Origin of the sequence: Labrenzia sp. THAF187b (genome assembly GCF_009363375.1) — a bacterium.
Classification (GTDB): Bacteria; Pseudomonadota; Alphaproteobacteria; order Rhizobiales; family Stappiaceae; genus Roseibium; species Roseibium algicola.
In genome coordinates this window covers 1492652-1506079 of record NZ_CP045344.1, presented here as the reverse complement: position 1 = coordinate 1506079, position 13428 = coordinate 1492652, and the positions used below count along the sequence as shown (strand labels likewise).

The following is a 13428-nucleotide window of genomic DNA, read 5'->3' as shown; positions in this document are numbered from 1 at the left end:
AGGCCGTGGGCGGCGACGTGTCCGACGAGGAAGACCGGGAGGACCGGATATGACAGGAGGACGGCAACCGGTGTGCCACAGTCCTCATCTGCCGCTCCCTCACGCCGCCAGAAAGCGTGCCACGTCCTCGGGATGGAGCTGAAGCCGCAACCGTTCCCGGAGGGTGTCAATGCCGTCGCGCCTCAAATCGTCATTGAAGTCGCCTAGCCGCGGCGTCAGCGCCAGTGCCTCGATCCCGGCCTCGGCGGCTCTGGCCAAAAGAACCTTCCGCGCGCCCTCACCTGCCGGATCGCGGTCACGCAGGACATAGAGCCGCCGGAGACTCTTGGGGAACAGGATGGCGGCGAGATGGGCCGCCGAGAGCGCCGCCAGCACCGGCAGTTCGACACCGGCGGAGCGAGCCGACAGCACAGTCTCGATCCCCTCGCCGGCGGCGAGAACATCTTGCGCCACTCCAAACCGCACCCCGTGACCGAGCAAGTCTCCCATCGCCCGCCTCGGTGTCTCGATGTCCGCCTTGCAAGAGCCGTCCGCCGCGAGCCAGGTGCGATGCGCGCCGGTCTGACGCCCGCCGAGATCGGTGACGGTGGCAACCATCGCCGGAAGCTGTCTGGTCGAGCCGCCGCCTTCCAGCCGGTAGTAGCATGTTGGATGGAAGCGCAGGCTTGCGGTTGCGTGCAAAGCCGTAATGCCGCGATTACGGAGATACGTTTCCACGAGTGTTCCGGCGATCGGCTGCGACATGGCAAAGAGCCGCCTTGCGGCCGCGGCAGAACCGGATGGAACCGACGACAGTTGTCTGGACCGTTTCTCGGGCTCAGGACGAGGCAGGCTCAGAAACCGCCGCGCTTCCTCGGCGACATCGCGAAAGTCGGAGAACCCACAGCTTTCGCGGATGACATCGAGCAGATCGCCATGTTCGCCCGTCGCGGCATCTGTCCATTTTCCAGTAGCGCCCTTGCCACGATCCGGTCCCTTGAGCCGGACAAACATCGACCGGCCCGGCGAACCGTGTACATCCCCCACCAGCCAGTAGCGGCCGGATTTTTGGCCGGCTGGCAGGTAGTGGCGGCACACCGCTTCGGCCGCTCTCGCAAGACGCACCGCCAGATCGGAAGCCTCAACACGGGACATCAGGCCGCCCCACGGTCCAGGACGCGCTCGATCGGCCAGGCTTCCATCACTCTGCCGAGCACCTCCGCCCCACGTTCATCGGCGGGCACGAAGAAGCGCAGCTTCCAGGAGATGATCTCCGAAAAGAGCCCGAAGGCCTTGAGCCGATCGCGCATACCTTCCGAGAACCCGGTGAGCTCGATCCGGTTTGCCCCCATGACGCGGCCCCGCCGGAGCAGCAGACCTTCGGCCAGATCCAGGATCGTCTGGCCATCGATCAGTGCAGCATAGGCTTCATCGGGAGACAGCGTCACCGATCCCGTCGCGGTTGCATTGGCCGCCCAGGCGGGCGAGACGCGGCGGCCGATGATGCGCTCACCCTCGTCGGTCTGCAGCCGATAGACCCGTGTTGACTCGTTCGGCAGACGCTTCCAGACCGGCAGGAGCAGACCGCAGACCATTTGCAACGTGCTCTCGGTGAATTCCGGAATCTCGGACCGTTCGTGGTCCCAGGCCGAAGCGAACGCATCTCGATCCGCCACTTGCCAATGGCTGTCGGCCAGCACCTTGAGCGAGAGGTGGCTGTGCTCCATCGGCCGGATCAGCCGGACACGGCGCTCAATCTCGCCATCGTCGATCATCATCGACGGCGCCTGCACCTGAACGGCCGCCCGCCCCGACTTGCCGTTGACCAGCAGCCTGGCACCGGGCTCCGTTTCAGCACGGGCAATTGCATCCTCAAGCGGCATGGGCCTGTTGCGACGCTTCTCGGAGATGGTGAGCAGCCGGGTCCCCGCACCGGTCGCCGGATGGGTGTGGATCGTCCGGCGATCGGTGACCACAAAGCTCTCGGCCGTCAGTGTCTCCAACCCGAGATCATAAGTGCCGCTGGCGATCGCCCCCTCGATCCTGGCGTCCAGCAGTCGCTCGAAGGCGGCAAAGAGGATGGCTTGAAGCTCGATCGTCAGCGCCAGAAGCCGGTTGAGGAAGGTGGTAATCGGCGGCAGATCGTCCCTGATGCCGTTCGCATCTGTCAGCTTCAGGCCGGTGGCGGTCTCGAACCGTTCGAGCGGGCAGCCCTCGACCTTGCCGCGCACGATCATAAGATAGAGCTGGCGCAGCGCATCGCGGGCATAAAAACTTTCCAGATTGTCCTCGGGGCGAAAGAGCCCCTGCCCGCCGGTCTGGCGCTGGCCGCGAGTGATAGCGCCGAGCGTGTCGAGGCGGCGGGCGATGGTCGACAGGAACCGCTTTTCCGCCTTCACATCCGTGGAGATGGGCCGGAAGAGCGGCGGCTGCGCCTGATTGGTGCGATTCGTCCGCCCGAGGCCCTGGATCGCGGCATCCGCCTTCCAGCCGGGCTCGAGCAGGTAGTGGACCCGCAAGCGTTGGTTCTTTGCCGAGAGATCCGCATGATAGCTGCGCCCGGTGCCGCCGGCATCGGAGAAGATGAGGATGCGTTTGAGGTCATCCATGAAGGCGGACGTCTCGGAGAGATTGGCAGAGGCCGCGCGGCTCTCGACAGAGAGACGATCACCCTTTCTCACGATGCGCCGCGAACGGCCCGTCACCTCGGCAACCGTGTCTGTGCCGAAGCGTTGGACGATCTGATCGAGCGCACCGGGAACCGGCGGCAGCGCAGCGAGCCGCTCGATCAACTCGTCCCGCCGGGCGACCGCCTCGCGGCATTCCACCGGTTGACCGTCCCGGGTTACCGGGCGCGAGGAAAGATTGCCCTCGCTGTCGGTGAAGGGCTCATAGAGCTGCACCGGGAAGGAATGGGCGAGATAGTCGAGAACATATTCGCGTGGGGTGATGTCCACCCGGACGTCATTCCACTCCTCTGTGGGGATCTCGGCGAGCCGGCGCTCCATCAGCGCCTCGCCCGTCGAGACGATCTGAATGACAGCAGCATGCCCCGCCTCCAGATCGCGCTCGATCGACCGGATCAGCGTCGGTGTCTTCATCGATGTCAGCAGATGACCGAAGAAGCGTTGCTTGGCGCTCTCGAAAGCGGATCGCGCAGCGGATTTGGCCTGCCGGTTGAGCGTACCCTCACTTCCGGTGATGTTTGCAGCCTCCATCGCCGCGTCGAGATGGTTGTGAATGACAGTGAAGGCCCCGGCATACGCGTCGTAGATGCGGCGCTGCTCGGCCGTCAGCTGATGTTCGACAAGTTCGTATTCGACGCCGTCATAGGAGAGCGAACGGGCGGTGTAGAGCCCGAGTGACCTGAGGTCGCGGGCCAGCACCTCCATCGCCGCGACGCCGCCCTCCTCGATCGCCTCGACAAACTCGGCCCTTGTCACAAACGGAAAATCGTCGCTTCCCCAGAGACCGAGCCGCTGCGCATAGGCAAGATTGTGCACACTGGTGGCACCGGTCGCCGAGACATAGACGACGCGGGCATCGGGCAGCGCGTGCTGAAGGCGCAGTCCCGCGCGACCCTGCTGCGACGGCGCAACATCCCCGCGCTCGCCCTTGCCGCCACCGGCGTTCTGCATGGCATGGCTTTCGTCGAAAATGATCACTCCATTGAAATCCTTCTCGGCCTCGGCGCCGGGACCGGACTTCAACCATTCGACGATCTGCTTCACCCTGGAAACCTTGTCGCCACGGTCGTCGGAGCGCAGCGTGGCGTAGGTGGTAAAAAGGATGCCTTCGATGAGCGTGATCGGCTTGCCTTGAGGAAAGCGCGACAGAGGCGTGACCAGCAGCCGCTCCATACCGAGGGCAGACCAGTCGCGCTGCGCGTCCTCGATCAGCTTGCCGGATTTGGAGATCCAGACCGCTTTGCGGCGGCCGCGCAGCCAATTTTCAAGGATGATCGCGGCCGACTGGCGGCCCTTGCCCGCACCGGTGCCGTCGCCGAGCATGAAGCCCCGGCGGAAGCGGAAAGCGCCGGCAACCCCTTCGGGCGCTGCCTGGACGAGATCGAAGGTCTCGTCGACTGTCCAACTGCCGGCAAGATGACCAGAATGAGCCTCGCCCGCGTAGATCACCGTCTCGAGCTGCGCGTCCGACAGCACTCCCTCGGTGACGACGTTCGCCGGCAGAAACGGTCGGTAGCCTGGCTTGGGCGGGGCGACCGACGCCATCGCCGCCGACTGCACCAGTTTTGTGGGATGATCCTGACATCCGGGAATACGGATCGACTGCAATCCGTAAGCCTCATAGATTGCGTCGGTAAACCCGGCGCCCTCAGGCGGTGTCCAATCGACGGTTTCGTAGGATAGCTCAACGGCCTCGGGATCGGCAACGGCGGGCCTGGCCGGACGAGATTTTGCCGGGCACGCCGGACCGCCTCGCGCCGCTCGGCCAGCAGAGGGGACCGGTGATCGCGGACCCTCGGGAAGCGAAACCGGCAGCCGAGGTGGAACCGCGTTTTCGATCCAACCGAGAAGCGTGGCGACGTCCGGTGCCATACCAGGCGAGGACGGGAACAGGGTCGGTTCCACTGCGGGTACCTTGTCGATCACGGTGAGCCGCGTCGGGAAGGTCGTTCCGTGTTTCGCGTAAGCCGATCCGGTGATCGCTGCGGAGAACACGACGGTGCCGCGCTCCTGCAGGCGGACAAAGGCTTCGCGCCAGCCCGGTAGTTCCGGACCGACATTTGCCCCGGTGATCGTCACCAGCCGCCCGCCCGGGGCGAGGCGGTTCAGCGCCGAGGCGATGTGCCGGAAACCGGCATCGGCAATGCGCCCAGAAACATTCGCGAGCGCCGTGAAGGGCGGGTTCATGATGACGACGGAAGGCACCAGCCCCGGATCGAGGTGATCGTCGATCTGCGCGGCGTCGAACCGGGTAACGTCTTTTGCCGGAAAGAGAGAAGCGAGCAGGTCGGCGCGAGTTTCCGCAAGCTCGTTTAGGATCAGCGATCCACGGGCGATCTCGGCCAGAACCGCCATCAGGCCGGTACCGGCCGAGGGTTCCAGCACACGATCGTTTTCGGCAACATGAGCCGCCGTCAGCGCGGCAAGGCCAAGGGGAACAGGCGTGCTGAACTGCTGGAGCGTCTGGCTCTCTTCGGACCGGCGCGTCTGCGTTGGTAGCAGCGCCACGATCTTCTCCAGCACGGAAAGCCGTGCAGCTGGAATGGCGGCTTTACGGAAAACCGCCTTGCCGTATTTGCGCAGGAACAGAACTGTTGCCACCTCGCAAGCGTCATAGGCGTCCTTCCAGTTCCAGGCGCCGGATGTATCAGACGCGCCGAACGCAATTTCCATTGCGGCGCGCAACATGGCAGCGTCCACGCGCCGGCCTTGTTCAAGATGCTCAAGAAGATCATGGGCGACGGCCAGGATGGCGGGCGCAGGAGCGATCGGCGTGGCCGGGGCGGTCACGGGTGCGGTCATGTTCATGAGAGGAGATCCTCGAGAGCAGCAACGGGAAAGCCCGGCCAGCGCTCTCTCGACCGCCCGGGCTCACCACGTCCCGGCAGCCCTCTCCCTCTCAGGGCAAAAGAAATCGCGCCACGCAGGAAGGCGGGCGCGATCAAGCTGGAAGAAGGTCAAAGGTCGGTGGGAAGCAGGAAGCGAGCTTGGCTCCTCGAGCGCCCTTGAGCCCGCCACGGTCAAATGCGGCAAGTGATTTCGGGAACCGGGGCTCAACGACCTCGGCCGACCGTGAGGCGATCGCCTCACGAGAAAGGATCGATCTCAAACATCACAGCCACCTCGTCGCCGTCGATTTCGTCGGCGGTTACAGCACCGAAGGATCCGTCGCCAGCCCGGAAAACGACGATGGAAACCATCAGTGTGGCGGCGAGGCTGGAAGCGAAGGCGGTGGCGTCTTGAAGGGTCATTGTTCCGGCTCCTGTCGTTGGAGGCAGGGGACCATCCCCCGCGCGACAGGCGCCCGTAGTGTCTGATCGAGAACGGCAATCACCGCGCGCGTTCGGGCTCGTCCCGAATCCGCGAGGCGGCACGCGCGCGTAAGCCGACCCCATGCGGGTTGAATGACAAAGCCTCGTTCAGACCAAGGTCAGCGAATGGAAGCGGGGGATGGTTTCCGTGTCCGTCAGAAGCCGGAAACCCGGAAATGCGTTTGCACGACCACCTCTGTCCTCTGCCAGCCGATCGAGAGGGAATGCAACGATGGGCAGAAGCGAAGCCATAGGTCAGGCAACCGGCGGATCTCCATCGGAGCACAATTGACTTGATGGTGTTGGGTCCTTTGAACAGCCCTGTAATTGCTGCCCGACCAAGGCCACCATGAAAAAAGCCCGGAGCCTTGCAGCTCCGGGGCGGGATCGCGTTACTCGGCAGCTACAAGGGCGGCGTCATCCTCGTTAGCTTCCGCGTTCTCATCGTCGCCGTCATCATCGGTGAGGAACGCCGGAAGAGTCTCATCTGCTCCGCCCTCCTCGTTTTCCGCCTCGACCGGCGAGGCATCGCCAGCGTCCGTCATGCGCAGCGGCTCCGGCAGCCAGCTTGTGTCAGCCAGCAGCCGTTCGGCCTCCTTGGCCATATCGCCCTTCTTGAGATGGTTGATCAACTCGGCGGCGCGCTCGCCCGCCCCTTCGCGTACGGCTTCGAGGATGCGAGGCTTGGTGACGCGGCCGAGGTAGTTTTCGGCCGTTGGCCGCCAGCCTGCTTCCACCATGTCGAGACCGACAGCGCGGGCGAGACGATCGGCCTCGGCGAGACGCTGCTGGATGCCGTGCACGGTGACGGTGCCGCCGCCGTAGCGATCGGCCTTCTCGTAGAGAGCGTTGACGCCGAACGCCGCGCAATGAGCGAAGAGCTCCGCCTGCTCGGTGCCTTCGAGCGAGGCGAGCCAATCCCAGAGGGCGGCCTCGTCGTCCGGCATACGCGCCTCCCAGGCCTTGTGGCGTTCCTCGATGGCCTGTGCCGCCGGAATTTCCTTCAGGCCGGGCGCTTGCAGGGAGAAGCCGGTGTTGCGCACCGAGACTTCCATGGCCGGGCTATAGGTCATGTAGCGAGAGAAGACGTCCCGGCAGAACTTGTGCAACACAGCCAGGAACGCGACGGACGGATTGTTCGCCAGCCTGTCGCGCAGCGCCAACGTCCGTTCGGCCGTCAGCTCTGTAACAAGGCGTTCCGGAAGCGGCTTGATGACGTCGCCTTCGTCGTCATCTGCATCCATCGGCTGGCTGCCGATGGTGATGACAGCGCGCCGCGCCGAAGAACCGACACCAGCATCATCGTGATCGATGCTGGCGTCACCTCCGTTTCCAGAGCCACTGCCCTCGACGGCGGCGTCAAGCTCATCCTCGGGACGGACATAGCCATGATCGACGACGAATTCGCCATCCCGGCCGATGCTGAGGAAGACACCGGCGCGGGCAATCTCTTCCGGATCGAAGCTGACGGGACGGTTTTCGAAGGCCTCAAGCGCGGCCTCGATCTCCGCCAGACGCAGATCGACCTCGTCGGGCAGATCGCTGGCCTCCGTGTATTCCGCCTCGAGGTCGTCATGCTCCTTGCGGAGTGCTTCTCGGACCGCCCGTTCCTCTTCGGTAAGGTCCTGCATCGCACCGGTCAGTTTGCGCAGACCGTTGGCGTGGCCGTAGGGGAGTTCGACCGAAGCGTCGATCCATTTCCAGCCCTGGTCGGCAATCTCGTCCGCCATACCTTTTAGCTTCTGGTCAACCAGGCTATCGAGCAGGGAGACGTCCTGCAGCCAGCCGTCATTGTCGTGGGAGAAGAGATCGCGCAGGATTGCGCCGCCCGCCGCCTCATAAGCTTCAAGGCCGATGAAACGGGCGCGCTTATCGGATGCCGGCACCGTGGTTTCGGTGAGCATGCGCCGGATCTGCCACGGCTCCTTCTGCCAGGAGTTGCGAATGCTTTCCAAAACCTGTTCCTGACGGGCATGGTCCGGATTGACGGTGAAGGCCATCAACATCTCCAGCGTCATGCCGTCTGCGGCATAGACTTCGAGCAGCACGGGAGACACAGTGGCAAGGCGCAACCGCTGCCTGACGACCTGGACCGTGGTGAAGAAGGCCGCCGCGATCTCCTCCTCGCTCATGCCCTTGTTCCGCAATGCCAAGAAGGCACGGAACTGGTCGAGGGGATGCAGCGCGACGCGCTGGGTGTTTTCGGCGAGACTGTCATCCTCGGCGAGGATGCTGGTCGCCGGATCGCGGACAACGCAGGGCACGGGTGCGGTCTTGGCGAGACGCTTCTGTTTTACGAGGATTGCCAGGGCCTGATAGCGGCGTCCGCCGGCCGGCACCTCGAACATGCCGGTCTCGTTGCCGCCCTCATCGAGCACGGGGCGGACATTGAGGCTCTGGAGGAGTGTGCCGCGGCGGGCGATGTCCTCGGCCAGTTCCTCGACCGAGATGCCGGCCTTGATACGCCGGACGTTCGACTGGCTGAGGACGAGCTTGTTGAAGGGGATGTCACGCGAGGGCGACAGGGTGAGTTTCTGATTGGCAGGTGCCATTGGGATATTCTCCGCGACGGGCGCCGAGAGCCTCTCTCTCTGCACTCAACCCGTCGCGAAAGCCCCAGCCCTCCTCTCCCTCTCGATGGAGCGTGGCCTGCCCCCTGCGATCGGAAGCCACCGCTTCGGGACCGAAGGTCGAATGCAGCCGGGTTCCGTCAGCGCATTCTGCAATCCATCAGATCTCGCCGCGGGCGCGCAGACTGACCTCCCGGCCGATGCCGACGATGATATGGTCATGCAGCGTCAAGCCCAGAACCTGGCAGCCCTTTCTGATTTCCTTCGTCATCGTGATGTCGGCGCGCGAGGGCTCGGGATCGCCGGACGGATGATTGTGGACCAGGATCAGCGCGGTGGCGTTGAGTTCGAGACCGCGCTTCAGGACCTCCCTTGGATAGACCGGCACGTGATCGACGGTTCCGGTCGCCAGACACTCATCCGAAATGAGCCTGTTCTTCTTGTCCAGATAAAGCACATGAAACCGCTCGACCTCGCCGCGGATGGTAAGGGCGCAATAGTCGAGCACCGCCTGCCAGGACGACAGGACCGGGTTCTGGTTGAGGTGGCGCAGCAGAATCTGGCGCGCTTCGTAAATAACCACCCGCTCCTCAGCCGAGATTGGTGCGTGCTGCGTTTCCATGGCAAATGTCTTCTGATGCCGGGTCATGGTCTGGTCTCCCGACGGGCAGCAGGCCCCTTGCCAATGCTCACAACCCGTCACGAGGAACCGCGCCGCCCTCTTCCTCTGAGAGCGGCGCAGACCCGTAAAGCACTGCAGCCAGAATTCAGGCGTTCCGGTTTTCCGCATCCACGGAATTCCTGTTGCGCACATCATCGCTTCGATGCCGGGCATAAAGCATGCGCTCGGCCGCGCGGATGCTGCCGGCTTGACGGGCCGCTTCCGCCCAGACCGAGACCGGCACGTCGGTCTGAAACAGGATGTCGCGCTCGATCCCCATGCCGAAGGGCAGCCGGATGGATTCCAGGTCCCCCAGCGAGAAATGCCCAAGTTCCGGATAGCCGAGATCAGCAAGGCCGAACAGAATGTCGCCGTCAGGATCGAGCTCGGTTGCTAGCCAGACGCCTTGGCCGAAAGGATTGAAGAATTTGACGACCGGCACGTGGTCGGCGTCGCGCTCACGGCCGTTGGCAAGCAGGCGTTCACGGAGATCGGGAGTCAGGAGGATCATGCCGCCCTCTTGTCGCCAGTGCCGGCGTCGGCGGAACCAGTCTCATCCGAAAGGAAGGACTCGATCCAGTCGGCTGCCCGGCTGGCCTCCGGCTCGGCGATGATTTTGTCGGTGATTTCGGAGTAAAGGTTGGTCCGGTTGCTCCGGGCGCCGGATTTACGGTTCTGTTTGGACATCGCGGGTCTCCGCGACGGGCGCTGGAGGTTTCTCCTCCGGTCCTCATCCCGTCACGGCAAACCCGTCCGCACTCTCACTCTCAAAGGGGGCGTTGCGGGGGATTCCCCCGCTCGAAGGGGTCGGCCAAGACTACAGGCTCGGTCGCAGGGGAAGGCTTTCCCCTCCATCTTCTTCGAGCGGTCAGCTACTTGCGATTACCTTCAGCCGCATGGCACGCGTCTCAAGGAGATAGGTTTCCACGCTGGCTAGTAGATGCAGCCCTTCCTCTGTGACGGCCGCTCGCGACAGTCCAGGCTGAACAATGCGCACATCGAATTCGTAGCGATAGTCCTGCCAGCTCGCTTTCAGCTTCTTGAGGAAGGCGGCCGTTCCATGTTCGAAGCGGGAAGTCTGGCCCTTCTCGAGGCGCAACTTCTCCCGCTTCAGCATATGAATGAACATTCGATTGGGACGATCACGCCAGCGGGCGGATTTTTGGGCCTGCCCGCACACTTCATAGAGATCTTTCACCCGTGCACCAGGCGTGTCGGAACTGGAATATTTGCAATGGTGAAGCGTCACCTGCACCAGACCTTCAGTTATTCGAAGAGTGACCACATCCGCGATCTCGCCGGCGCCGTCATCGTCGAAAATGAGGTCATATGCGTCACGCTCTGCGAGCAATGTCTCGATGACGCGTCGCTGCACCGAGTCGGCACGCTTCTCAGGTCCCTGCGCCTCGGCGCGGATATTGGTTTTCGACCAATCCCAGGCCTCGATCCGGTCGTTGGGATAGGGTTCGACCACGACGCCTTCAGGCAGGGCATAGAGGTGGCTGTAGATCAGCAGTGAGCCATCTCCAAAGTCGATCTGCGGGGAATCCTCGCCGAAGGATTCCGACAGCGGTTTCACCTTGCCGCTGACCTTTATGGTTGTTTTCGGACCAGAGCGCTGCGGATAGCGGGCGACACCTTCGGCAAACACGATTTCGAATTCGGCGATATGGGTGTCGCTGCGCACAGCGAAGCGCAACGGACCCGTGCGTTCATGATCCAGCAGCTCGATGTCGCATTCGGCGAAGGCTACGGGCTCGGCGCCGAAACTGATTTCTATCCGGTCCTCGATTTGCGTCAGCAGCGATTCAGGCCAGTGGATCGCGACCGGCGGCACATTTGGGCGTTCGCTGATCTGGCGAGGTCGCATCGCGCTCTTGAAGACGCCATCGGTGGTGATCCCTGGATCGTTGACGGCCTTGCCGATATCCGCGCACCATTCGACCCAGTCAGTCAGATCACGAACCCGCGAAATCGACCAGAACTTGCCTTTGGCTGAACAGCCACGAGAGGCGGGAACGCCGTCGAGGAACCCGGTTGCGAACACGTTGTTCTTGATGCGCGACTGGGACTTCGCCGTGTCGAGTCCGTCGGCGACATCGACACCCATATACATGGAGTAGCGGACACCGCGTCCCTGATGGTGCGTCAGGCCAAGATTGCGCAGGATCAGGCGATTGAACCCGTGCAGGCTGCGGAACACCTCCTCGCCCTCGACCCGGCGTGTGGCCTCACCGCAGACCGCCTTGGCCAATCGGTCATACGGTCCCTTGATTGAGCTGCTGATATAGAGGAGCTGACTATCGGGATCCCAATGCATCATGTGCAGGTCCCAGGTGACATTGGTCGCGTGCTGGGCCGTGGTCCAGCCGGCCTGCTCTTCGGAGCGGGTGACGAAGATGGCGACACGCTGGTGTGGGTTAACCTTCATGCCGAGATAGACGCCGGGACTATACAAGTCCTCGGCCCGCAAAGGCTCCCAACCATTGCAATTGGTGCGATAGACGACGGCGTTCATCTTCGGTTCAAGCGTCTGCAGCGGAATGTCGCTCAAGTCGCCTACAAAGCCCTTGAACATCTCGGAACGGCGGACCTGCCGGTCGATCTTCGCGGTGCTGAGTGCCTCAACCAGTGCGTTCCAGTCGGCATCCTCCGCATAGAGCTTGGCCAGTGAACGATCAATGTCGTCAATGCCGGTGTTGGCGATGACGGTGGCGTCGCCGAGGCGCGGATCCTGGCGGGTGAAGCGGCCGACAAACTGGATGGTGACGGCTATGCTCTTGTGCGGATCGTGCAGGGCGGCGATCTTCAGTTCCGGCAGATCGAAACCTTCGCCAAGCATGTCCACGCAAACGATGATCCGGCTCTCGAAGCGCCGCAGAGCGGCAAGGTTTGCACGACGTTCACGGATCGACTGCTGGCTATGAACGATGACCGGACGAAGTTCCGGGTACATCTCGCTGTAAAGCTGGTGGAGGGTTCTGGCACGGTCGATGGTCTGACAGCGCGCCATGGCGAGATGGTTGAGGCCGGCGGCCAGATCACCCTGGAGGACTTCACCGAGCTTCTCCGCGACCGCGAGATCGGCGTCCGCCTGATCGAGCCCGAAAACAGCCTCGAAGCGGATCGGTTTGAAATAGCCTTCGGCCTGCGCCTTCTTGAGCGGATAGGTGTAGATGAACTCGCCGTCGACGCGCCGGCCGTCCTCACGGAACGGTGTGGCGGTGAACTGGACGATCGGAAGCGGCGGCTCGCGATCGGCGAAGAGACCCCGAAAGCGGGCCCAGGTCGGGGCACCGATGTGATGAGCCTCGTCGATAAACAGCGCAGAGGCACGTGCTGCCATCCGCTCCTGGACCGCTGCTTCGGCCCGGCCGGCGATCTGCATCGTCGTGACGATGACATTGGCGCTGTCGAAGATCTCATCCACCTCGGCTACCGTCGTCGGAATGTGCGAAAGGCGCATCACCACGGGAAATACTGCCTTGTCTTCCAGGCATTGCTGTTGCCTCAGCACGCCGAAGGTCTCGAATTTGCCCGCGATCTGCTCTCGCAGGGCGTCCGTCGGCACCACGACCAGTAGTCTCTCGAAGCGCTGGTGGGCGTTGAGCGCGAGCATGGTTTCCGTCTTGCCGGTGCCCGTCGGCATGACGATGGTGGCCGGATCGCTCGATCGCGTCGCATGGGCCAAAGCCGCGTGCAACGCGCCGATTTGAGGACGTCGCAGACCGGGCTGGGCTGGCTGCTCACTTTCGGCTGCTCGTCCCTCCCGGAGATGAAAGGCGCCTGACCAGGATGCCGAAACCGCTGCCAGCCGTTCGACCCGCGCTTGGCGCTTCAACGTGTCGATGCGGATGGGCAACGCAGTCATCCACCGGCCTTTGCCGGCATCGAGTGCTTTGGCGATCTGCGCAGGTTCACTTGCACCGGGGACCAGAAGAATGAGATCCGCCTCCAGCGAGGTGGCAGTCTTCGCATTGAGAATCTTCAGTGCCTCGCCGGTCGGCAGCGTGGTTTCATGACCCGTCGCACGGCGGATCGAAAAGGGTCGCAGCCGGCAGCGCACGCGCAGCGGCGGAACCGCCAACTGGCGTATCGGACTTCCCAGGACCTTGCCCTCGATCGCAAGCCGAGCCGGCAGCAGCAGTTCGACCTCGGGATTGAAGAGATCGTCCTGGGCGGGTTCGGGGCGTTTGCGGGAGGCCATGGTCGCGTCCCAG

8 protein-coding genes are annotated in these 13428 nt (G+C 63.4%); all 8 read right to left on the bottom strand.

Annotation, left to right across the window (positions count from 1 at the left end):
• Positions 1-99 precede the first annotated feature (99 nt).
• The 8 genes from FIV03_RS06885 to FIV03_RS06855 all read right to left on the bottom strand — a co-directional run bounded on the left by FIV03_RS06885 (position 100) and on the right by FIV03_RS06855 (position 13415).
• The gene (locus tag FIV03_RS06885; protein ID WP_152505144.1) at positions 100-1134 is read right to left on the bottom strand and encodes a toprim domain-containing protein; all 1035 of its coding nucleotides are present in this window, start codon (positions 1132-1134) and stop codon (positions 100-102) included.
• Positions 1134-5474 (bottom strand): strawberry notch family protein, encoded by a 4341-nt coding sequence (locus FIV03_RS06880; RefSeq protein ID WP_152505143.1) that lies wholly within the window; start codon positions 5472-5474, stop codon positions 1134-1136. The genes FIV03_RS06885 and FIV03_RS06880 overlap by 1 nt, the downstream gene beginning before the upstream one ends.
• A gap of 278 nt (positions 5475-5752) precedes the next feature.
• Positions 5753-5917 (bottom strand): hypothetical protein, encoded by a 165-nt coding sequence (locus FIV03_RS31525; RefSeq protein WP_173013792.1) that lies wholly within the window; start codon positions 5915-5917, stop codon positions 5753-5755.
• Positions 5918-6369: 452 nt separating this feature from the next.
• On the bottom strand, positions 6370-8529 hold the full coding sequence (locus FIV03_RS06875; protein WP_152505142.1) for a ParB/RepB/Spo0J family partition protein: 2160 nt from the start codon (positions 8527-8529) through the stop codon (positions 6370-6372).
• Positions 8530-8707: 178 nt separating this feature from the next.
• On the bottom strand, positions 8708-9196 hold the full coding sequence (radC, locus tag FIV03_RS06870) for a DNA repair protein RadC (protein WP_269585035.1): 489 nt from the start codon (positions 9194-9196) through the stop codon (positions 8708-8710).
• A gap of 118 nt (positions 9197-9314) precedes the next feature.
• Positions 9315-9719, bottom strand: coding sequence for a DUF2958 domain-containing protein (locus FIV03_RS06865; RefSeq protein ID WP_152505141.1), 405 nt, complete (start codon positions 9717-9719; stop codon positions 9315-9317).
• Positions 9716-9895: a hypothetical protein gene (locus FIV03_RS06860; protein ID WP_152505140.1), complete on the bottom strand. Its 180-nt coding sequence runs from the start codon at positions 9893-9895 to the stop codon at positions 9716-9718. The genes FIV03_RS06865 and FIV03_RS06860 overlap by 4 nt, the downstream gene beginning before the upstream one ends.
• Positions 9896-10076: 181 nt before the next feature.
• Positions 10077-13415 (bottom strand): DEAD/DEAH box helicase family protein, encoded by a 3339-nt coding sequence (locus FIV03_RS06855; RefSeq protein ID WP_152505139.1) that lies wholly within the window; start codon positions 13413-13415, stop codon positions 10077-10079.
• Positions 13416-13428 lie beyond the last annotated feature (13 nt).